The sequence below is a fragment of the Escherichia sp. E4742 genome, assembly GCF_005843885.1.
Classification (GTDB): Bacteria; Pseudomonadota; Gammaproteobacteria; order Enterobacterales; family Enterobacteriaceae; genus Escherichia.
The window spans coordinates 2,467,390-2,489,560 of sequence record NZ_CP040443.1; the positions used below are offsets into that span (position 1 = coordinate 2,467,390).

Annotated in this window: 19 protein-coding genes; 14 read left to right on the forward strand and 5 right to left on the reverse strand. The window is 52.4% G+C overall.

Annotated features, from left to right (window positions below; all coding sequences use genetic code 11):
• Positions 1 to 209: 209 nt before the first annotated feature.
• From pgi to FEM44_RS12025, 5 genes are all read left to right on the forward strand, one after another.
• On the forward strand, positions 210 to 1,859 hold the full coding sequence (gene pgi / locus FEM44_RS12005; protein ID WP_135523521.1) for a glucose-6-phosphate isomerase: 1,650 nt from the start codon (positions 210 to 212) through the stop codon (positions 1,857 to 1,859).
• A gap of 511 nt (positions 1,860 to 2,370) precedes the next feature.
• On the forward strand, positions 2,371 to 2,613 hold the full coding sequence (gene yjbE, locus FEM44_RS12010; protein ID WP_000757333.1) for an exopolysaccharide production protein YjbE: 243 nt from the start codon (positions 2,371 to 2,373) through the stop codon (positions 2,611 to 2,613).
• 113 nt (positions 2,614 to 2,726) lie between these two features.
• On the forward strand, positions 2,727 to 3,365 hold the full coding sequence (locus FEM44_RS12015) for a YjbF family lipoprotein (RefSeq protein ID WP_001296632.1): 639 nt from the start codon (positions 2,727 to 2,729) through the stop codon (positions 3,363 to 3,365).
• Complete coding sequence (locus tag FEM44_RS12020; RefSeq protein WP_135523522.1) at positions 3,362 to 4,099, forward strand: capsule biosynthesis GfcC family protein; 738 nt, start codon at positions 3,362 to 3,364, stop codon at positions 4,097 to 4,099. Before FEM44_RS12015 ends, FEM44_RS12020 begins: the two co-directional genes overlap by 4 nt.
• Complete coding sequence (locus FEM44_RS12025) at positions 4,099 to 6,195, forward strand: YjbH domain-containing protein (protein ID WP_001550422.1); 2,097 nt, start codon at positions 4,099 to 4,101, stop codon at positions 6,193 to 6,195. The genes FEM44_RS12020 and FEM44_RS12025 overlap by 1 nt, the downstream gene beginning before the upstream one ends.
• Positions 6,196 to 6,241: 46 nt before the next feature.
• Here the strand turns inward: FEM44_RS12025 and FEM44_RS12030 are convergent, their stop codons facing one another.
• A complete protein-coding gene (locus tag FEM44_RS12030) occupies positions 6,242 to 6,520 on the reverse strand; it encodes a hypothetical protein (protein WP_024212568.1) in 279 nt (92 codons plus the stop codon).
• A gap of 269 nt (positions 6,521 to 6,789) precedes the next feature.
• Here FEM44_RS12030 and psiE point away from each other — a divergent pair, with 269 nt between their 5' ends.
• Positions 6,790 to 7,200 (forward strand): phosphate-starvation-inducible protein PsiE, encoded by a 411-nt coding sequence (gene psiE, locus FEM44_RS12035; RefSeq protein WP_000202902.1) that lies wholly within the window; start codon positions 6,790 to 6,792, stop codon positions 7,198 to 7,200.
• 94 nt (positions 7,201 to 7,294) lie between these two features.
• Here psiE and malG read toward each other — a convergent pair whose 3' ends face one another.
• The 3 genes from malG to malE form a co-directional block, all read right to left on the reverse strand.
• Positions 7,295 to 8,185: a maltose ABC transporter permease MalG gene (malG, locus tag FEM44_RS12040; RefSeq protein ID WP_001252058.1), complete on the reverse strand. Its 891-nt coding sequence runs from the start codon at positions 8,183 to 8,185 to the stop codon at positions 7,295 to 7,297.
• Positions 8,186 to 8,199: 14 nt separating this feature from the next.
• The gene (gene malF / locus FEM44_RS12045) at positions 8,200 to 9,744 is read right to left on the reverse strand and encodes a maltose ABC transporter permease MalF (protein ID WP_135523523.1); all 1,545 of its coding nucleotides are present in this window, start codon (positions 9,742 to 9,744) and stop codon (positions 8,200 to 8,202) included.
• Between the two features lie 336 nt (positions 9,745 to 10,080).
• Positions 10,081 to 11,271, reverse strand: coding sequence for a maltose/maltodextrin ABC transporter substrate-binding protein MalE (gene malE / locus FEM44_RS12050; protein ID WP_135523524.1), 1,191 nt, complete (start codon positions 11,269 to 11,271; stop codon positions 10,081 to 10,083).
• A 364-nt stretch (positions 11,272 to 11,635) separates the two neighbouring features.
• Between malE and malK the strand changes: the two genes are divergently transcribed.
• From malK to ubiA, 5 genes are all read left to right on the forward strand, one after another.
• The gene (malK, locus tag FEM44_RS12055; RefSeq protein WP_135523525.1) at positions 11,636 to 12,751 is read left to right on the forward strand and encodes a maltose/maltodextrin ABC transporter ATP-binding protein MalK; all 1,116 of its coding nucleotides are present in this window, start codon (positions 11,636 to 11,638) and stop codon (positions 12,749 to 12,751) included.
• Between the two features lie 71 nt (positions 12,752 to 12,822).
• Positions 12,823 to 14,163 carry a maltoporin LamB gene (lamB, locus tag FEM44_RS12060; RefSeq protein ID WP_135523526.1) on the forward strand — a complete coding sequence of 447 codons (1,341 nt, stop codon included), beginning with the start codon at positions 12,823 to 12,825 and terminating at the stop codon, positions 14,161 to 14,163.
• Between the two features lie 241 nt (positions 14,164 to 14,404).
• Positions 14,405 to 15,325, forward strand: coding sequence for a maltose operon protein MalM (gene malM, locus FEM44_RS12065; RefSeq protein WP_135523527.1), 921 nt, complete (start codon positions 14,405 to 14,407; stop codon positions 15,323 to 15,325).
• 177 nt (positions 15,326 to 15,502) lie between these two features.
• Positions 15,503 to 16,000 (forward strand): chorismate lyase, encoded by a 498-nt coding sequence (gene ubiC, locus FEM44_RS12070; protein ID WP_000019214.1) that lies wholly within the window; start codon positions 15,503 to 15,505, stop codon positions 15,998 to 16,000.
• Between the two features lie 12 nt (positions 16,001 to 16,012).
• Positions 16,013 to 16,885 carry a 4-hydroxybenzoate octaprenyltransferase gene (gene ubiA / locus FEM44_RS12075; protein WP_135523528.1) on the forward strand — a complete coding sequence of 291 codons (873 nt, stop codon included), beginning with the start codon at positions 16,013 to 16,015 and terminating at the stop codon, positions 16,883 to 16,885.
• A 153-nt stretch (positions 16,886 to 17,038) separates the two neighbouring features.
• On the opposite strand, the gene plsB is transcribed toward ubiA, so the two are convergent.
• Entirely contained in the window at positions 17,039 to 19,462 is a 2,424-nt protein-coding gene (plsB, locus tag FEM44_RS12080) for a glycerol-3-phosphate 1-O-acyltransferase PlsB (RefSeq protein WP_135523543.1), read from the reverse strand.
• A 169-nt stretch (positions 19,463 to 19,631) separates the two neighbouring features.
• On the opposite strand from plsB, the gene dgkA reads away from it, so the two are divergent.
• From dgkA to dinF, 3 genes are all read left to right on the forward strand, one after another.
• The gene (dgkA, locus tag FEM44_RS12085) at positions 19,632 to 20,000 is read left to right on the forward strand and encodes a diacylglycerol kinase (protein ID WP_135523529.1); all 369 of its coding nucleotides are present in this window, start codon (positions 19,632 to 19,634) and stop codon (positions 19,998 to 20,000) included.
• Between the two features lie 109 nt (positions 20,001 to 20,109).
• On the forward strand, positions 20,110 to 20,718 hold the full coding sequence (gene lexA / locus FEM44_RS12090; protein ID WP_064525560.1) for a transcriptional repressor LexA: 609 nt from the start codon (positions 20,110 to 20,112) through the stop codon (positions 20,716 to 20,718).
• Between the two features lie 72 nt (positions 20,719 to 20,790).
• The gene (gene dinF / locus FEM44_RS12095) at positions 20,791 to 22,116 is read left to right on the forward strand and encodes an MATE family efflux transporter DinF (RefSeq protein WP_135523530.1); all 1,326 of its coding nucleotides are present in this window, start codon (positions 20,791 to 20,793) and stop codon (positions 22,114 to 22,116) included.
• The last annotated feature ends 55 nt before the right edge of the window (positions 22,117 to 22,171 follow it).

A 22,171-nucleotide genomic window follows, 5' to 3' on the forward strand; every position in this document is an offset into this window, starting at 1 on the left:
AATAAAAGGTGTAGGGGAGTGTGTCAACGCCGGGATTATGCGGATTATTCATGCAGCGGGCGTGGTCAGAAATTGTGCTTATAACGTCTATACTTTTTATCCTTTTCAGTGGTTAGCTGAGCTAACGGCACTAAAACCATCACATTTTTCTGTGACTGGCGCTACAATCTTCCACAGTCACAATTCTCAATATCAGAAGAGTATTGCTAATGAAAAACATCAATCCAACGCAGACCGCGGCCTGGCAGGCACTACAGAAACACTTCGATGAAATGAAAGACGTTACGATCGCCGATCTTTTTGCTAAAGACGGCGATCGTTTTTCTAAGTTCTCCGCAACCTTCGACGATCAGATGCTGGTGGATTACTCCAAAAACCGCATCACCGAAGAAACGCTGGCGAAATTACAAGATCTGGCGAAAGAGTGCGATCTGGCGGGCGCGATTAAGTCGATGTTCTCTGGCGAGAAGATCAACCGCACCGAAAACCGTGCCGTACTGCACGTGGCGCTGCGTAACCGTAGCAATACGCCGATTCTGGTTGATGGCAAAGATGTTATGCCGGAAGTCAACGCGGTGCTGGCGAAGATGAAAACCTTCTCGGAAGCGATTATTTCCGGTGAGTGGAAAGGTTATACCGGCAAAGCAATCACCGACGTAGTGAACATTGGTATCGGCGGTTCTGACCTTGGTCCGTACATGGTGACTGAAGCACTGCGCCCTTACAAAAACCACCTGAACATGCACTTTGTTTCTAACGTCGATGGCACTCACATCGCGGAAGTGCTGAAAAAAGTAAACCCGGAAACCACGCTGTTCCTGGTAGCATCTAAAACCTTCACTACTCAGGAAACCATGACCAACGCCCATAGTGCGCGTGACTGGTTCCTGAAAGCGGCTGGTGATGAGAAGCACGTTGCGAAACACTTTGCGGCGCTTTCCACCAATGCGAAAGCCGTTGGCGAGTTTGGTATTGATACCGCCAACATGTTCGAGTTCTGGGACTGGGTTGGCGGTCGTTACTCTTTGTGGTCAGCGATTGGCCTGTCGATTGTTCTCTCCATCGGCTTTGATAACTTCGTTGAACTGCTTTCCGGCGCACACGCGATGGACAAGCATTTCTCCACCACGCCTGCAGAGAAAAACCTGCCTGTACTGCTGGCGCTGATTGGCATCTGGTACAACAATTTCTTTGGCGCGGAAACTGAAGCGATTCTGCCGTATGACCAGTATATGCACCGTTTCGCGGCGTACTTCCAGCAGGGCAATATGGAGTCCAACGGCAAATATGTTGACCGTAACGGTAACGTGGTGGATTACCAGACTGGCCCGATTATCTGGGGTGAGCCGGGTACGAACGGTCAGCACGCGTTCTACCAGCTGATCCACCAGGGAACCAAAATGGTGCCATGCGATTTCATCGCTCCGGCTATTACCCATAACCCGCTCTCTGATCATCACCAGAAACTGCTGTCTAACTTCTTCGCTCAGACCGAAGCACTGGCGTTTGGTAAATCCCGCGAAGTGGTTGAGCAGGAATATCGCGATCAGGGTAAAGATCCGGCAACGCTTGACTACGTGGTGCCGTTCAAAGTGTTCGAAGGTAACCGCCCGACCAACTCCATCCTGCTGCGCGAAATCACTCCGTTCAGCCTGGGTGCGTTGATTGCGCTGTATGAGCACAAAATCTTTACTCAGGGCGTGATTCTGAACATCTTCACCTTCGACCAGTGGGGCGTGGAGCTGGGTAAACAGCTGGCGAACCGTATTCTGCCAGAGCTGAAAGATGACAAAGAAATCAGCAGCCACGATAGCTCGACCAATGGTCTGATTAACCGCTATAAAGCGTGGCGCGGTTAATCATCGTGCATGTTTGATGCCGATATGTAGGCCGGATAAGGCGTTCACGCCGCATCCGGCAACCGGTGCCTGATGCGACGCGGTCGCGTCTTATCAGGCCTACAGGTCGATGCCGATATGTACATCGTATTCGGCAATTAATACATAGCACGATTGATTAAATAACCTTAATAACAATGCCGACTATAAGTCGGCATTGTTTTATCAGATAAATCCCCTTGTCTGTGATTTAACGAAAATCATACCGTGAGGTTAATCCTAAAATAGATTTTTAATCGTGGTTGATTTCGGAAAGTACGCAGATTAATTACTTTTTATTTTATTTTAAGTTCATGATTTTTAATCTTATTTATATATAAGTTAAAGCTTATATTTGATATTCATTCCAATTGTCCTAAAACTCCTTCACTAATTCCCCGCGCCGTAATTCGCATGCTTTAGTTGTGTATACTCGATCCCGCCCGAAATGTTTTTGGGTAAATCTCCATTCATTCAATGAAGGGAAATTGTTATGAAAAAAGTTCTGTATGGCATTTTTGCCATATCTGCGCTTGCGGCGACTTCTGCGTGGGCTGCACCTGTACAGGTGGGCGAAGCGGCAGGGTCGGCAGCAACGTCGGTTTCGGCGGGGAGTTCCTCCGCGACCAGCGTCAGCACCGTAAGCTCGGCGGTGGGTGTCGCGCTCGCGGCAACCGGTGGCGGTGATGGTTCTAATACCGGGACCACAACTACCACAACCACCAGTACCCAGTAATAAAGTATGTATCCCCAAAATAATTCGAGTCATCGCATCTGTGGCTTGAAGTATGAAGGGATTTACCATAACCACACTCCGGTGTGGTTATTCTGCCCCTCTGGAGAAGAGTCGTGAAGCGACCTGCACTCATTCTTATCTGCCTGCTATTACAGGCCTGTTCAGCCACGACTAAAGAGCTGGGCAATTCACTGTGGGACAGTCTGTTCGGTACGCCAGGCGTACAACTGACGGACGATGATATTCAAAATATGCCCTACGCCAGCCAGTACATGCAGCTTAATGGCGGGCCGCAGTTGTTTGTGGTGCTGGCCTTCGCTGAAGACGGACAACAAAAATGGGTCACTCAGGATCAGGCCACTCTCGTCACACAACATGGTCGTCTGGTGAAGACTTTGCTTGGCGGCGACAACCTGATTGAAGTGAATAACCTTGCCGCTGACCCGCTGATCAAACCCGCACAAATTGTTGATGGTGCAACCTGGACTCGCACGATGGGCTGGACCGAGTACCAACAGGTACGCTACGCCACCGCACGCTCAGTCTTCAAATGGGATGGCACTGATACCGTCAAGGTCGGCAGCGATGAAACTCCGGTTCGCGTGCTGGACGAAGAAGTCTCCACCGACCAGGCGCGCTGGCATAACCGCTATTGGATCGACAGCGAAGGGCAAATTCGCCAGTCGGAACAGTATCTCGGCGCGGATTATTTCCCGGTGAAAACCACGCTCATCAAGGCGGCAAAACAATGATTAAACAAACTATTGTCGCGTTGCTTTTGAGTGTGGGAGCGTCATCGGTCTTTGCGGCAGGAACCGTCAAGGTGTTCAGCAATGGTAGTGGTGAGGCCAAAACGCTGACGGGCGCGGAGTATTTAATCGATCTGGTAGGCCAACCACGGCTGGCAAACAGCTGGTGGCCCGGTGCGGTCATTAGCGAAGAGCTGGCAACAGCGGCAGCATTGCGTCAGCAGCAGGCGTTGCTGACACGGCTGGCTGAACAGGCCGCAGACTCCAGCGCCGACGATGCCGCCGCCATTAACGCCTTACGCCAGCAAATTCAGGCGTTGAAGGTGACGGGCAGACAAAAAATCAATCTTGATCCTGATATCGTGCGCGTTGCCGAACGCGGTAACCCGCCGTTGCAGGGCAACTACACGCTGTGGGTCGGACCACCGCCGTCCACGGTCACGTTGTTCGGGCTTATCAGCCGTCCTGGCAATCAGCCATTCACTCCCGGTCGCGACGTGGCGAGCTATCTCTCCGGGCAAAGTCTGCTTAGCGGTGCGGATCGCAGCTACGCGTGGGTCGTTTACCCGGACGGACGCACGCAAAAAGCGCCGGTGGCTTACTGGAACAAGCGTCACGTAGAGCCGATGCCCGGCAGCATTATTTATGTTGGCCTCGCGGACTCCGTCTGGAGTGAGACGCCTGATGCCCTTAACGCCGACATTCTTCAGACTCTGACGCAGCGGATACCCCAATAATGAAAAAAAGACATCTGCTTAGCTTACTGGCGCTGGGCATTAGCACAGCTTGCTACGGCGAAACATATCCTGCGCCCATTGGTCCGTCGCAGTCGGATTTCGGTGGCGTAGGATTATTACAAACGCCCACCGCGCGCATGGCGCGGGAAGGGGAGTTGAGTTTGAACTATCGCGATAACGATCAGTACCGTTATTACTCAGCTTCAGTGCAACTCTTCCCGTGGCTGGAAACAACGCTGCGTTATACCGACGTGCGCACCCGGCAGTACAGCAGCGTCGAAGCGTTCTCTGGTGATCAAACGTATAAAGATAAAGCCTTCGATCTCAAACTGCGTTTGTGGGAAGAGAGTTATTGGCTGCCGCAAGTGGCGGTTGGCGCGCGGGATATCGGTGGCACGGGGCTGTTTGATGCAGAATATCTTGTCGCCAGTAAAGCCTGGGGGCCGTTCGATTTTACACTCGGTCTGGGCTGGGGATATCTGGGCACCAGCGGTAATGTGAAAAATCCGCTCTGTTCAGCCAGTGATAAATATTGCTATCGCGATAACAGCTACAAACAGGCGGGATCTATCGACGGCAGCCAGATGTTCCACGGTCCTGCCTCACTGTTTGGCGGCGTGGAATACCAGACGCCCTGGCAGCCACTGCGCCTGAAACTGGAGTATGAAGGCAATAATTATCAGCAGGATTTTGCCGGGAAGCTGGAGCAAAAAAGTAAGTTTAACGTCGGTGCGATTTATCGCGTTACCGATTGGGCCGACGTTAACCTTAGCTATGAACGTGGTAACACCTTTATGTTTGGCGTCACGCTGCGCACCAACTTTAACGATCTGCGCCCGTCTTACAACGATAACGCCCGCCCGCAATATCAACCGCAGCCGCAGGATGCCATTTTGCAGCATTCGGTGGTGGCGAATCAGTTAACGCTGTTGAAATACAACGCCGGACTTGCTGATCCGCAGATCCAGGCGAAAGGCGATACGCTGTATGTCACCGGCGAGCAAGTGAAATATCGTGATTCGCGCGAAGGGATCATCCGCGCCAATCGGATCGTGATGAACGATCTGCCGGATGGGATCAAAACGATCCGTATCACGGAAAACCGCCTTAACATGCCGCAGGTGACGACGGAAACCGATGTCGCCAGCCTGAAAAATCATCTCGCCGGAGAGCCGTTGGGCCACGAAACGACGCTGGCGCAAAAACGCGTCGAGCCAGTGGTTCCAAAGTCCACCGAGCAGGGCTGGTATATCGACAAATCGCGTTTTGATTTCCATATCGATCCGGTGCTGAACCAGTCGGTCGGTGGCCCGGAAAACTTTTACATGTATCAGCTGGGCGTGATGGGAACGGCAGATTTGTGGCTGACGGACCATTTGCTCACCACCGGCAGCCTTTTTGCAAATCTTGCCAACAACTACGACAAGTTTAACTACACCAATCCGCCGCAGGACTCGCACTTACCGCGTGTTCGTACCCATGTGCGCGAGTATGTGCAGAATGATGTCTATGTGAATAACCTGCAAGCCAACTACTTCCAGCATCTGGGCAATGGCTTCTACGGTCAGGTCTACGGAGGTTATCTCGAAACCATGTTTGGCGGTGCGGGGGCAGAAGTGTTGTATCGCCCGCTGGACAGCAACTGGGCGTTTGGTCTGGATGCCAACTACGTTAAACAGCGCGACTGGCGTAGCGCAAAAGATATGATGAAATTCACCGACTACAGCGTGAAAACCGGGCATCTGACCGCGTACTGGACGCCATCTTTCGCCCAGGACGTGTTGGTGAAAGCGAGCGTCGGGCAGTATCTGGCAGGGGATAAAGGCGGCACGCTGGAAATAGCCAAACGCTTTGATAGCGGCGTGGTGGTGGGTGGCTATGCCACGATCACTAATGTTTCGAAAGAGGAGTACGGCGAAGGGGACTTCACCAAAGGCGTGTATGTCTCTGTACCGCTGGATCTCTTCTCGTCTGGCCCGACACGCAGCCGTGCGGCGATTGGCTGGACGCCGCTGACGCGTGACGGTGGTCAGCAACTTGGGCGTAAGTTCCAGTTGTATGATATGACCAGCGACCGTAGCGTAAATTTCCGCTAAGTCATGGGAAAGGTGCCAGTTTTCGCAATCACTGGCACCCTCATTCTTAATGGCCTGTTGAGCCATCAGGAACGCAGTTCACCCCCGGTTTGCGATCTGGTGTGTAAAGGCGAAAACATTCTGTCTTCCTGTCCGTCGATATCGGTTGCAGGTCTGGTTGCCTGAGCGACTGAGCCATCATTGGGCTGGAGACATTGCTTTGCGGTAGGTCGGCTTTATCAGCAGTGCCGAGCGGACCAGCATAAGCAGGAAGAACAGAGACTGATAACAACAAAGCAGCAAAATAAGGCTTCATTTTTACCACCTTTATCAGGTTACGTTTCATTTGTTCCAGAGGAACATTGTCGATTTTTCGCGCTTTACTGGGGGTAGGGAATCACCTGAATGGGTGATTTTTGCATTACCGACTTTGGTGCGGTTTGCCTTGCCGGATGCGCCGCCAGGCGCGGCTTATTCGGCCTACGGGTAGGTACATCCGGCGTTGGTGGAGGCGCGTCCCAAATCCAGGTTGAACAAAACATACACAAAAAATATAGATCTCCGTCACATTTTTACGTTATACAGGAAGCTCGCCACTGTGAAGGAGGTACTGCTATGACGTCACTCTCTCGTCCGCGCGTGGAGTTTATCTCCACCATTTTGCAGACCGTTCTCAATCTTGGCCTGCTGTGTCTCGGCCTGATTTTGGTTGTCTTCCTCGGCAAAGAAACGGTGCATCTGGCTGATGTGCTGTTCGCGCCAGAACAAACCAGCAAATATGAGCTGGTAGAAGGGCTGGTGGTTTATTTTCTCTATTTCGAATTTATCGCGCTGATTGTGAAGTACTTTCAGTCCGGTTTTCACTTCCCGCTACGTTACTTTGTCTATATCGGGATCACCGCCATTGTGCGCTTGATCATCGTCGATCATAAATCGCCACTGGATGTGTTGATCTACTCGGCAGCGATCCTGTTGCTGGTGATCACCCTGTGGTTATGTAATTCGAAACGGTTGAAGCGGGAGTAAAAAAGAGGCGCTCCGAAGAGCGCCGAATAACAGTCACAAGTTAGGATAACGTAAGTTGAGGGTCTAGCGGCATAACATTGGCAGAACAACATCTTTAACCTTTCACACCACCTGCCGTCAGGCCGTTAACCAACCAGCGTTGAGCCAGCAAGAAGACGATGGTGATTGGTAATGCAGACATCACGGCAGCGGCGGCAAAGTCACCCCACAGGTAGTTTTGCGGGTTAAGGTATTGCTGCATCCCCACGGCCAGGGTGTAACTGTTCACGTCACGCAGTAACAACGACGCGACCGGAACTTCGGTAATGGCAGCGATAAACGACAGGATGAACACCACCGCCAGAATCGGTACAGATAATGGCAACAGGACAAGGCGGAAAGCCTGCCACGGTGTCGCACCATCCAGCGCCGCCGCTTCTTCCAGCGAGCTATCGATGGTTTCGAAATAACCTTTAATCGTCCAGACGTGCAGCGCAATCCCGCCCAGGTAAGCAAAGATAACGCCGCCGTGGGTATTCAGACCGATAAACGGAATGTACTCGCCCAAACGGTCAAACAACGCATACAACGCCACCAGTGAGAGTACCGCCGGGAACATCTGGAAAATCAGCATTCCTTTCAGCAGCGTCGCTTTGCCAGGGAAGCGCATACGGGCGAAGGCATAAGCGCAGGTGGTGGAGAGCGCCACAATACCAATCGCGGAAATACCGGCGACCTTTACCGAGTTCCACAGCCACAGCAGTACCGGAAATGGTGGTGGCGTAATGCGGCCATCCGCCTGTTCAACGCTAAAACCTAACGCCAGTTTCCAGTGATCCCACGAGATTTGCTCCGGGATCAGGCTACCGGTCGCGAAGTTCCCCTGGCGCAGCGAGATGGCGACGACCATCAGCAGCGGGAACATAATCGCCGCGATAAAAAGTAGTAGTAGCAGGTGAGTAATAAACAAACGTGCTTTTTGCGATTTCGGTTGGACCATTGCCATTTTTGTTATCTCCCTTAATCAAACTTCATTCGCGTGGCTTTCAGGTTCACTATCGCCAGCGCACCTACCAGCAGGAAGATCAGTGTGGCAATTGCTGCCGCCAGACCGAAGTCCTGACCCCCGCCGCCTTCAAAGGCGATACGGTAGGTGTAGTTAACGAGCAGATCGGTATAACCGGCTGGCGTGGTGGTGCCAAGACGATCCGGGCCACCGTTGGTCAACAGTTGAATCAGCACGAAGTTGTTAAAGTTAAAGGCGAAGCTGGCGATCATTAGCGGTGTGAGCGGCTTAATCAGCAGCGGTAGCGTAATCTTAAAAAAGTTCTGGAACGGACTTGCGCCATCCATCGCTGAGGCTTCATACAGATCGTCCGGAATCGCTTTCAACAAGCCCATGCAGAGGATCATCATGTACGGATAACCCAGCCAGGTGTTGACGATAATCAGCATCGTTCGTGCGGTGGTCGGGTCGCTGAACCAGGCGGGCTTCACGCCAAACAGCGTGCTCAACATCATGTTGATTTCACCAAAGCTCTGGTTGAACAACCCTTTGAAAATCAAAATTGAAATAAACGATGGCACTGCGTAGGGCAGAATCAGCAGGACACGATAGACCGCTTTGCCGCGCAACGCTTCCCACTGCACCAGACACGCCAGCACCATGCCGACCGCCACCGTTAAAAAGACGGTAATAAGTGAGAACACTACGGTCCAGACGAAAATTGCAAGGAACGGTTTTTGGATCCCTTCGTCGGTGAAGACGCGGGTAAAGTTTTTCCAGCCAGTAGTCACGGTATAACCCGGACTGAGTTTTTCGTCACCCCAGTTACCGTCAGCAGTGATGGACTGGTAAAAACCAATCTGGTCGTTTGGACGATATTTTACGCCACTCTGGTTATTGGTCAGCGTACCGTCATCGCCTAATGTGTACAGCGGCTGAGTGCCGGAGAACTGGCGCAGGGAGCTCATCATCACTTTGTTGCCATCCGGCAGAATGGCGGTAATGTTGCTCAGGGCTTGACGATTCTGGGTAATCACGCGCAGATTCGTGCGCTCGCCTTCAGGCTGTGTGGCGCTTTCTTTCAATTGCAGTTTTTGCTCGCCGCCAAATTTGAAAGCGTCTGAGAGATAATTTTTTCCGGTTTCGCCGTCGGTGAGCGCCAGTTGCCACTCATCGCCCGCCGGGTAAAGACCAAAGTTATAGGTTTTGCCTGCTTGCCAGGAGCGATCTAGCAACACTTCCTGCGCACGTTCAAAAGTTAGCTGGTTAGTGCTGCTGTAGTTGGTAAAAGCAATGGCGATGGTGCAGACCAGAGGGAAGAGGACGAATAGCCCCATCCCGGCCATTCCCGGGTAGACATAGCGCCAGGCGTAGGCTTTCCGGTTGGCGAAAATATACAGCCCCGCTGAGCTCAAAATCAGCGTGGTAATGGCGAACAGGTATTCCCCTTGTGCGTACATTAAAACAACAAGGTAACCCACCAGCAGACCGAGCAGACCTAACACTGACCATTTCAGCGCGTCGCTTTGCCACCAATGTTTCTTTTTAATGACATCCATGGGGTTCTTCCTCATTCCAGGACAGATAAGGCGTTTACGCCGCATCCGGCAACAACTGCCTGATGCGACGCTGACGCGTCTTATCAGGCCTACATACGTTTCGGCTTCGTAGGCCGGATAAGGCGTTTACGCCGCATCCGGCAATCAATGCCTGATGCGACGCAGGTGCGTCTTATCAGGCCTACATACGTTTCGGCTTCGTAGGCCGGATAAGGCGTTCACGCCGCATCCGGCAATCAATGCCTGATGCGACGCAGGTGCGTCTTATCAGGCCTACATACGTTTCGTTTTCGTAGGCCGGATAAGGCGTTCACGCCGCATCCGGCATTTCAAGCATTACTTAGTGATACGACCCTGTGCATCTTTCAGCGCGGCATCAACGGTCTGACGACCACTGGCAGCGTTGATTACTGCGGTACGCACGGCATACCAGAAGGCGGACATCTGCGGGATGTTCGGCATGATTTCACCGTTCTTGGCGTTATCCATGGTGGCGGCGATACGTTGATCTTTCGCCAGCTGATCCTGGTAAGACTTCAGCGCCACGGCACCCAGCGGTTTGTCTTTATTCACCGCTTCCAGACCTTCGTCGGTCAGCAGGTAGTTTTCGAGGAACTCTTTCGCCAGCTCTTTGTTCGGACTGGCCGCGTTAATGCCTGCGCTCAGCACGCCAACGAACGGTTTGGACGGTTGTCCCTTGAAGGTTGGCAGCATCGTCACACCGTAGTTCACTTTGCTGGTGTCGATGTTAGACCATGCCCACGGACCATTAATGGTCATCGCAGTTTCACCTTTGTTAAAGGCTGCCTCTGCAATGGAGTAGTCAGTATCCGCATTCATGTGTTTGTTTTTAATCAGATCAACCAGGAAGGTCAGACCCGCTTTCGCGCCAGCGTTATCCACGCCAACGTCTTTCACGTTGTATTTGTCGTTTTCATACTTGAACGCATAACCACCGTCGGCAGCAATCAGCGGCCAGGTAAAGTACGGTTCTTGCAGGTTGAACATCAGCGCGCTCTTACCTTTCGCTTTCAGTTCTTTATCCAGCGCTGGGATCTCTTCCCAGGTTTTTGGCGGGTTCGGCAGCAGATCTTTGTTATAAATCAGCGATAACGCTTCAACGGCAATCGGGTAAGCAATGAGTTTGCCGTTAAAACGCACGGCATCCCAGGTGAACGGATATATCTTGTCCTGGAGCGCTTTGTCCGGGGAAATTTCAGCCAGCAGGCCTGACTGGGCGTAGCCGCCAAAGCGGTCGTGCGCCCAGAAGATGATGTCCGGACCATCGCCAGTTGCCGCAACTTGAGGGAATTTCTCTTCCAGTTTATCCGGGTGCTCAACGGTGACTTTAATTCCAGTATCTTTCTCGAATTTTTTACCGACTTCAGCGAGGCCGTTGTAGCCTTTATCGCCGTTAATCCAGATTACCAGTTTACCTTCTTCAATTTTGGCGAGAGCCGTGGCGGAAAACATCATCGTCGTTAATGCGGATAATGCGAGGATGCGTGCACCTGTTTTTATTTTCATAATCTCTGGTCCTTGTTGGTGAAGTGCTTGTGAAAACACCTATACGGACTCTAGTTTCTTTATACGGCAACCTCTTTCCATCCTCCTTGCCCCTACGCCCCACCTTTGCTTTGTGTGATCTCCATCACAGAAATAGCAGTATTGCGGGTTGGCGCACATAAAATCGCCATGATTTTTGCAAGCAACTTCACGAATTTCCGTACTTTTCATCGGATTAGTATGCAGATGCCTTCTTCTCGTCCTCCCGCCTCCTCCCCCATAAAAAAGCCTGGGGGTGGAGGATTTAAGCCATCAGTCGATCAAGCATAGTCACCGCATCATGAATGTTGCTGTCGATGACAGGTTGTAACGAAGGGAGAAGGGCATGGCGAGCGTACAGCTGCAAAATGTAACGAAAGCCTGGGGTGAGGTCGTGGTATCGAAAGATATCAATCTCGAGATCCACGAAGGCGAATTTGTGGTGTTTGTCGGGCCATCTGGCTGCGGTAAATCAACGTTACTGCGCATGATTGCCGGCCTTGAGACAATTACCAGCGGCGACCTGTTCATCGGTGAGAAACGAATGAACGACACCCCACCAGCCGAACGCGGCGTCGGAATGGTGTTCCAGTCCTATGCGCTCTATCCCCATCTGTCAGTGGCAGAAAACATGTCCTTTGGCCTGAAACTGGCGGGCGCGAAGAAAGATGTGATCAACCAGCGCGTTAACCAGGTGGCGGAAGTACTGCAACTGGCGCACTTGCTTGATCGCAAACCGAAGGCGCTCTCCGGCGGGCAGCGTCAGCGAGTGGCGATTGGTCGAACACTGGTGGCAGAGCCAAGCGTGTTTTTACTTGATGAACCGCTATCCAACCTTGACGCTGCGCTGCGTGTGCAGATGCGTATCGAAATCTCCCGCCTGCATAAACGTCTGGGCCGCACGATGATTTACGTCACCCACGATCAGGTCGAGGCGATGACGCTGGCCGATAAAATCGTGGTGCTGGATGCCGGGCGCGTGGCGCAGGTCGGGAAACCACTCGAACTGTATCACTATCCGGCAGACCGCTTTGTCGCTGGTTTTATTGGTTCGCCGAAAATGAACTTCTTACCGGTAAAAGTGACCGCCGTTGCAATCGATCAAGTTCAGGTTGAGCTGCCGATGCCAAACCTCCAGCAAGTCTGGCTTCCGGTTGAAAGCCACAACGTTCAGGTCGGAGCCAACATGTCACTGGGTATTCGCCCGGAACATCTACTGCCAAGTGATATCGCCGACGTCATCCTTGAAGGTGAAGTTCAGGTCGTCGAGCAACTCGGCAACGAAACCCAAATTCATATCCAGATCCCTTCCATTCGTCAAAACCTGGTGTACCGCCAGTCTGACGTGGTGTTGGTAGAAGAAGGTGCCACATTCGCTATCGGCCTGCCGCCAGAGCGTTGCCATCTGTTCCGTGAAGATGGCACTGCGTGTCGTCGACTGCATCAGGAGCCGGGCGTTTAAGCACCCTACAAAAGACACAAAACCTGTGACAGGTGATGTGAAAAAAGAAAAGCAATGACTCAGGAGATAGAATGATGATTACTCTGCGCAAACTTCCTCTGGCGGTTGCCGTCGCAGCGGGCGTAATGTCTGCTCAGGCAATGGCTGTGGATTTCCACGGTTACGCTCGTTCCGGTATCGGCTGGACAGGGAGCGGCGGTGAACAACAGTGTTTCCAGACTACCGGTGCTCAAAGTAAATACCGTCTTGGTAACGAATGTGAAACTTACGCTGAATTAAAATTGGGACAGGAAGTGTGGAAAGAGGGCGATAAGAGCTTCTATTTCGACACTAACGTGGCCTATTCCGTAGCACAACAGAATGACTGGGAAGCCACCGATCCGGCCTTCCGTGAAGCGAACGTGCAGGGTAAAAACCTGATTGAATGGCTGCCTGGTTCCACCATCTGGGCGGGTAAGCGTTTCTATCAACGTCATGACGTTCATATGATCGACTTCTACTACTGGGATATTTCTGGTCCTGGTGCCGGTCTGGAAAACATCGATGTTGGCTTCGGTAAGCTCTCTCTGGCAGCAACGCGTTCTTCTGAAGCGGGCGGTTCGTCTTCTTTCGCCAGCAACAATATCTATGACTATACCAACGAAACCGCGAACGATGTTTTCGACGTGCGTTTAGCGCAGATGGAAATTAACCCGGGTGGCACATTAGAACTGGGGGTCGACTACGGTCGCGCTAACCTACGTGATAACTATCGTCTGGTTGATGGTGCATCGAAAGACGGTTGGTTATTCACTGCTGAACATACTCAGAGCATCCTGAAGGGCTTCAACAAGTTTGTTGTTCAGTACGCAACTGACTCGATGACCTCGCAGGGTAAAGGTCTGTCGCAGGGCTCTGGCGTCGCGTTTGATAACGAACACTTTGCCTACAACATCAACAACAACGGTCACATGCTGCGTATTCTTGATCACGGTGCGATCTCGATGGGCGACAACTGGGACATGATGTACGTGGGTATGTATCAGGACATCAACTGGGATAACGATAACGGCACCAAGTGGTGGACTGTCGGTATTCGCCCGATGTACAAGTGGACGCCAATCATGAGCACCTTGATGGAGATCGGCTACGACAACGTCGAATCCCAGCGCACTGGCGACAAGAACAATCAGTACAAAATTACCTTCGCACAACAATGGCAGGCTGGCGACAGCATCTGGTCACGTCCGGCTATTCGTGTCTTCGCGACCTACGCCAAGTGGGATGAGAAATGGGGCTATGACTACAACGGTAGTTCCTCTTCCAACCCGAACTACGGTAAAGCCGTTCCGGCGAACTTCGAAGGCGGTAGCTTCGGTCGCGGTGATAGCGATGAGTGGACCTTCGGCGCCCAGATGGAAATCTGGTGGTAATAACAAAGCGTAGGCCGGATAAGGCATTCACGCCGCATCCGGCAACCAGCGCCTGATGCGACGCTGTCGCGTCTTATCAGGCCGACAACTGTTGCCGAATGTAGGCCGGATAAAGTGCTTGCACCGCATCCGGCATAAAAACACGTTGTCATTATCTATAAGGGGCGCAAGCCCCTCTGATTATCGGTTTAGCGCGCTATTGCCTGGCTACCGCTGAACTCCAGATTTTGAGGTGAAAACAATGAAAATGAATAAAAGTCTCATCGCCCTCTGTTTATCAGCAGGGTTGCTGGCGAGCGCGCCTGGAATTAGCCTCGCCGACGTCAACTACGTACCGCAAAACACCAGTGACGCACCAGCTATTCCATCTGCCGCGCTACAACAATTAACCTGGACACCAGTCGAACAATCCAAAACTCAGACTACCCAATTAGCGACTGGCGGCCAACGGTTGAACGTTCCTGGTATCAGTGGTCCGGTTGCGGCATACAGCGTTCCGGCAAACATTGGCGAACTGACCCTAACGCTGACCAGCGAAGTGAACAAACAAACCAGTGTATTTGCGCCAAATGTGCTGATTCTTGATCAGAGCATGACCCCATCAGCCTTCTTCCCCAGCAGTTATTTCACCTACCAGGAACCCGGCGTCATGAGCGCAGATCGTCTGGAAGGAGTGATGCGCCTGACGCCAGCACTGGGACAGCAAAAACTTTATGTTCTGGTCTTTACCACTGAAAAAGATCTCCAGCAGACGACCCAACTGCTCGACCCGGCAAAAGCCTATGCCAAAGGCGTCGGTAACTCGGTGCCGGATATTCCAGACCCGGTTGCTCGTCATACCACCGATGGCCTGCTGAAACTGAAAGTGAAAACGAACTCCAGCTCCAGTGTGCTGGTGGGGCCGCTGTTTGGTTCTTCCGCTCCTGCTCCGGTTACGGTAGGCAACACGGCAGCGCCAGCCGTAGCTGCGCCTGCTCCAGTGTCAGCGAAGAAAAGCGAACCTATGCTCAACGACACGGAAAGTTATTTTAATACCGCGATCAAAAACGCTGTCGCGAAAGGTGATGTTGATAAGGCGTTAAAACTGCTTGATGAAGCTGAACGCCTGGGATCGACATCTGCCCGTTCCACCTTTATCAGCAGTGTAAAAGGCAAGGGGTAATTACGCCCCACAGTGCTGATTTTGCAACAACTGGTGCGTCTTCTGGCGCACCTTTTTTTCTCCCCCCAGTGATTGTTGCGTGATTGTTGCGTATTAGATCACTTAATATGCTTTACATCTCCCGTTATCGCTTTTCTGCGATACAATGCCTTTACGTTATGTAACGGAGAGTTCGGCATGTCACACCCCGCGTTAACGCAACTGCGTGCGCTGCGCTATTTTGCAGAGATCCCTGCGCTGGAACCGCAACTGCTCGACTGGTTGTTGCTGGAAGATTCCATGACTAAACGTTTTGAACAGCAGGGAAAAACGGTGAGCGTGACGATGATCCGCGAAGGATTTGTCGAACAGAATGAAATCCCCGAAGAATTACCGCTGCTGCCGAAAGAATCCCGTTACTGGTTACGTGAAATTTTGCTATGTGCCGATGGGGAACCCTGGCTTGCCGGGCGTACCGTCGTTCCTGTATCAACATTAAGTGGCCCTGAGCTGGCGTTACAAAAATTGGGTAAAACGCCATTAGGACGTTATCTGTTCACATCATCGACATTAACCCGGGACTTTATTGAGATAGGCCGTGATGCCGGACTTTGGGGGCGCCGTTCCCGCCTGCGATTAAGCGGTAAGCCGCTGTTGCTGACTGAACTGTTTTTACCGGCGTCACCGTTGTACTAAGAGGAAAAAAATATGGAGTGGAGTCTGACGCAGAATAAGCTGCTGGCGTTTCATCGCTTAATGCGTACGGATAAGCCAATAGGCGCGTTACTGCTGCTCTGGCCAACGTTGTGGGCGCTGTGGGTGGCGACCCCAGGTGTTCCCCAACTCTGGATTCTGGCGGTGTTTGTCGCTGGCGTCTGGCTGATGCGCGCCGCCGGTTGTGTAGTGAATGACTATGCTGACCGTAAGTTTGACGGTCATGTTAAGCGCACGGCAAACCGACCGCTTCCCAGCGGTGCGGTGACGGAGAAAGAGGCGCGTGCGCTGTTTGTGGTACTGGTGCTAATTTCGTTCTTACTGGTGCTGACGCTGAATACGATGACTATTTTGTTGTCGATTGCCGGACTGGCGTTGGCGTGGGTGTACCCGTTTATGAAGCGGTATACCCATTTACCGCAAGTGGTGCTGGGTGCGGCGTTTGGTTGGTCGATTCCAATGGCTTTTGCCGCGGTGAGTGAATCGGTGCCGTTAAGCTGCTGGCTGATGTTCCTTGCCAATATTCTGTGGGCGGTGGCCTACGACACGCAATATGCGATGGTCGACCGTGACGATGACGTGAAGATTGGCATTAAGTCCACCGCTATCTTGTTCGGCCAATACGATAAGTTGATTATCGGTATTTTGCAGATTGGCGTGCTGGTGCTGATGGCGATTATCGGCGAGTTAAATGGCTTACGCTGGGGATATTATTGGTCAATTCTGGTCGCGGGCGCGCTGTTTGTATATCAACAAAAACTGATTGCCAACCGCGAGCGTGAAGCCTGCTTTAAAGCATTTATGAATAATAACTATGTTGGCCTGGTGCTGTTTTTAGGGCTGGCAATGAGTTACTGGCATTTCTGATGATGTAAAAAAGCCGGATGGTCATGGTCATCCGGCTTTTTTTCTGTGAAAAGCATGCCTGATGCGCTGCGCTTATCAGGCCTACATAACATATCGCAATTTATTGAATTTGCAGGTCATGGTAGGCCGGATACATCTGGCAACTCTCATCAGTTACCCTTCGCCTTGCGTCGCACTCTCAATCGTTAAGCGCACATCGGACGTAATCAACTCCGCCAGCAACTGATAAACCTTCATCGTTTCTGCCGGTTCGGCGTCGCCGCTGTCGCTGATATACCCTTCATCACGCAGCGTCAGCACCAGAGAACTAAACACCGCTTTGTCGAAGAACTCCGGTGCGTTGATGCCGTGAAGCACGGAGAGACGTTGCGCCACGGTGCGGCTCTCTTTCTCCAGCGTACCGCGGTTGATCGACGGGTTGGCGCTCAGCAGCCAGAAAGTGATGGCATAACGTTGCAGCGTTTCGCGCGCGCCTGCGGCAAGCAACTGAAGCGTGCGGGAATGCGCCGGATTGATATGCAGCTCGTCATTTTGCAGTGTAATTAGCCCCTGACGTTGCATTTCATTCGCCAGCGCATCAATAACGCCCGGCAACTCGTCGCGATCCCAGCGCAGGAACAGCTCCGCTTTCAGCATTGGGTAAAGCACATTGACGTGCTCCATCAAAACGTCGCGGGAGATGTGGCGATGCTGGGTGACAATTGCCGCCATCAGCGAAGGCAGCACCAACATATGCGCAATGTTGTTGCGATAGTAGGTCATCAGCACCGCTTGCTCGCGCGGTAGAATGATGATGTCGCCGATAGTATCCTTCTCAACTTCAAACTTGTTCATCTGCAGCGCGTGATCGATAAGCTCGCTGGCGCTGGCTGAAGGAACGGTAGAGTCCGTGGAGTAAGGCACGTTGCGCATTAAATCCAGATAGCAGTTGAGTTGCTCGGTTAACTGCTCGCGGGTGAGTGAGCGCTGACGTGACGCCAGCAGCGCAGTACAGCACAGGTTCATGGCGTTTGCCGCGCCTGCGTTGTTAATGCGAACCATCAGATCGGCAGCAATGTTATTGACCGTCGGCGTTAACCAGGCCGGACGCACCGCTTCGATGGGATCGATAGATTCACGCCAGTCTGGTACATGCTGGTTAAGGTAGGTCATCAACGGCATTGGTTCACCGAAGTTGACATAGCCCTGACCGAGATTACGCAGCTTGCTTAAACCGCGCAGCATCTGCAGCAGGCTCTCTTTCTCTTTCGTCGCGCCGCGCAGTTCTTTGGCGTAAGTACCCACTTCCATGACGTGCTCATAACCGATGTAGATCGGAATCAGCGTAATCGGACGTGTACCGCCACGCAGCATCGCCTGAATGGTCATCGACAGCGTACCGGTTTTCGGGTCCAGCAAACGGCCTGTACGCGAACGACCGCCTTCCACAAAGTACTCGACGGAATAACCACGGCTGAACAGTTCGCCGAGATACTCACGGAAAACCGTAGAATAGAGCTTATTGCCTTTAAACGTGCGGCGAATAAAGAACGCACCCAGACGGCGGAAAATCGGCCCGGCAGGCCAGAAGTTCAGGTTGATCCCGGCGGCGATATGCGGTGGCACCAGCCCCTGGTGATACAGCACGTAAGAAAGCAGCAGGTAGTCCATGTGGCTACGGTGGCATGGCACATACACCAGCTCATGACCGTCGTGGGCCAGCTGACGAACGCGTTCGGCATTATGGACGTTGATGCCCTGATAAAGCCGGTTCCAGGTGAAGCCCAGAATACGGTCAGTCAGGCGGATCATCTCGTAAGAGAAATTCGCCGCAATCTCTTCCATCAGCGCAATCGCGTTCTGCTGCGCTTTTTCATGGGAGATTTTTTTGCTGCGTGCTTCATCTTCTACCGCTTTGGCAATGGCGCGGGAGGCGAGCAGCTTGTTAAACAGATCCTGACGAGCAGGCAGACGTGGACCCACGGCAGCCAGACGTTGACGGGCAAAGTGCATGCGCGCCACGCGTGCCAGTTTCTGAGCGATAGTTTTATCCGTGCCGTGTTCATCCGCCATACGGCGCAGCGAAACTGACGGAGAGAAACGCACAAAACTGTCGCGACCGAGCCATAGCACGGCGAAAAATTTCTGTACGCCGTTGAGCATGCGCAGTGGCGGGTTAACCTCACCTTTTTCACGCCCTGGCGCACGACCAAACATCACCGATACAGGCACCATCTGCACATCCAGATTTGGGTTGCTACGGTGCAGATCGAGATAGTCGTGGAACAGCTTAATAGACTCTTCTTTCGGCGTGTAATAGGTGAAAACACGCGGCCCGCCATGAATAAACACATAGCGCGGCAGTAGCGTACCGTCTACCTCCAGCGGCTCTAATGGATCAGGCAGGTCATGCGCCAGGCACTGGGCGCGCAACGTCAGCAAATCCGCTTTTGAGTTGTACGGTAAAACGTACATAATTGGACGAGAGGTATCGAGCCCCAATTCCGGGGCAGGATCTGCCGGAATAGACTTGCTTTTTACCAGGATGCTTAATGGTAAATTCAGTAATTTGTAGTAAATTCGTGGCCAGCCGGACATAAACGATGTAAAGCCTCTGGTTAATAATGCAAATGCGCGGGAAGGATAGCAGAAAGTCATGGGAAATTCTGTGGTATCCGCTCATGTTTCGCGCGGCGCTACGCTACCGGAATCATCGGATTCAACGGTACACTGATATTGACGCTCATAATGTAAAAAGGTTCTTTCAATGGCCAATAATACCACTGGATTCACTCGAATTATCAAAGCCGCTGGCTATTCCTGGAAAGGTTTACGTGCTGCATGGATCAACGAAGCGGCATTCCGTCAGGAAGGCGTGGCGGTATTGTTGGCGGTGGTCATCGCCTGCTGGCTGGATGTGGACGCGATTACCCGCGTGCTGCTTATTAGCTCCGTCATGTTGGTGATGATTGTGGAAATTCTCAATAGCGCCATCGAAGCGGTGGTTGATCGAATTGGCTCTGAATACCACGAGCTTTCCGGGCGGGCAAAAGATATGGGGTCCGCTGCGGTGCTGATCGCCATTATCGTCGCCGTGATTACCTGGGTCATTCTGTTATGGTCACATTTTGGATAACCCTTCCAGAATTCGATAAATCTCTGGTTTATTGTGTAGTTTATGGTTCCAAAATCGCCTTTTGCTGTATATACTCACAGCATAACTGTATATACACCCAGGGGGCGGAATGAAAGCGTTAACGGCCAGGCAACAAGAGGTGTTTGATCTCATTCGTGATCACATCAGCCAGACAGGTATGCCGCCGACGCGTGCGGAAATCGCGCAGCGTTTGGGGTTCCGTTCCCCAAACGCGGCTGAAGAACATCTGAAGGCGCTGGCACGCAAAGGCGTGATTGAAATTGTTTCCGGCGCATCGCGCGGGATTCGTCTGTTGCAGGAAGAGGAAGAAGGGTTGCCGTTGGTGGGCCGTGTGGCTGCCGGTGAACCGCTTCTGGCGCAGCAGCATATTGAAGGTCATTATCAGGTCGATCCTTCCTTGTTCAAGCCGAATGCTGATTTCCTGCTGCGCGTCAGCGGAATGTCGATGAAAGATATCGGCATTATGGACGGCGACTTGCTGGCAGTGCATAAAACCCAGGATGTGCGTAATGGTCAGGTCGTTGTCGCGCGTATAGATGACGAAGTTACCGTTAAGCGTCTGAAAAAACAGGGTAATAAAGTCGAACTTCTGCCAGAAAATAGCGAGTTTAAACCAATTGTCGTTGACCTTCGTCAGCAGAGCTTCAGCATTGAAGGGCTGGCGGTTGGTGTTATTCGCAACGGCGACTGGCTGTAATCTATCTCTGATACCGCGATGCCGCCTGGCATCGCGGTTTGTTTTTAATCTCTCTTCATCAGGCTTGTCTGCATGGCATTCCTCACTTCATCTGATAAAGCACTCTGGCATCTGGCTTTACCCATGATTTTCTCCAATATCACCGTTCCCTTGCTGGGACTGGTTGATACGGCGGTCATTGGTCATCTTGATAGTCCGGTTTATCTGGGCGGCGTGGCGGTTGGCGCAACGGCGACAAGTTTTCTCTTTATGCTGTTGCTGTTTTTGCGTATGAGCACTACCGGGCTTACTGCACAGGCTTATGGTGCCAAAAATCCTCAGGCATTGGCGCGTGCGCTGGTGCAGCCGTTGCTGTTGGCACTGGGGGCCGGAGCGTTGATTGCGTTACTGCGTACGCCGATTATCGAGCTGGCGCTGCATATTGTTGGTGGTAGCGAAGCTGTTCTGGAACAGGCGCGGCGCTTTCTTGAAATTCGCTGGTTAAGCGCACCGGCGTCGCTGGCGAATCTGGTGCTGCTCGGCTGGTTGCTCGGCGTGCAATATGCCCGCGCGCCAGTGATTTTGTTAGTGGTTGGCAATATCCTCAACATTGTGCTGGATGTCTGGCTGGTGATGGGGCTGCATATGAACGTGCAGGGCGCGGCGCTGGCGACGGTTATTGCGGAATATGCAACATTGCTGATTGGTCTGCTCATGGTGCGTAAAATCCTCATACTACGTGGTATCTCCGGCGAAATGCTGAAAACAGCCTGGCGTGGAAACTTCCGTCGCTTGCTGGCGCTTAACCGCGACATTATGCTGCGCTCACTGCTGCTACAACTCTGTTTTGGCGCAATAACGGTTCTTGGTGCGCGACTGGGGAGCGATATTATTGCCGTCAACGCGGTCCTGATGACGCTACTCACCTTTACTGCCTATGCGCTGGATGGTTTTGCCTACGCGGTTGAAGCCCACTCCGGTCAGGCGTATGGTGCGCGCGACGGTAGCCAGTTACTGGATGTCTGGCGCGCAGCGTGCCGCCAGTCGGGGATCGTGGCATTGTTGTTTTCGGTGGTTTATTTGCTGGCGGGTGAACATATCATCGCGTTGCTAACGTCGTTAACGCAGATCCAGAATCTGGCCGATCGCTACCTAATCTGGCAGGTTATTTTACCGCTGGTGGGAGTCTGGTGTTATCTGCTGGACGGTATGTTTATTGGCGCAACGCGCGCTGCCGAAATGCGCAATAGTATGGCGGTGGCCGCCGCAGGTTTTGCGCTGACGCTCCTTACGCTGCCGTGGTTGGGTAACCATGGTTTATGGCTGGCGTTAACCGTCTTTCTGGCGCTGCGCGGGCTTTCACTGGCGGTTATCTGGCGTCGTCACTGGCGTAATGGAACCTGGTTTTCAGCAACATGACGGTTAAAAGTTCTGAATAAATAATCCTAAGCCAAATTCCTGACTACACTTAATC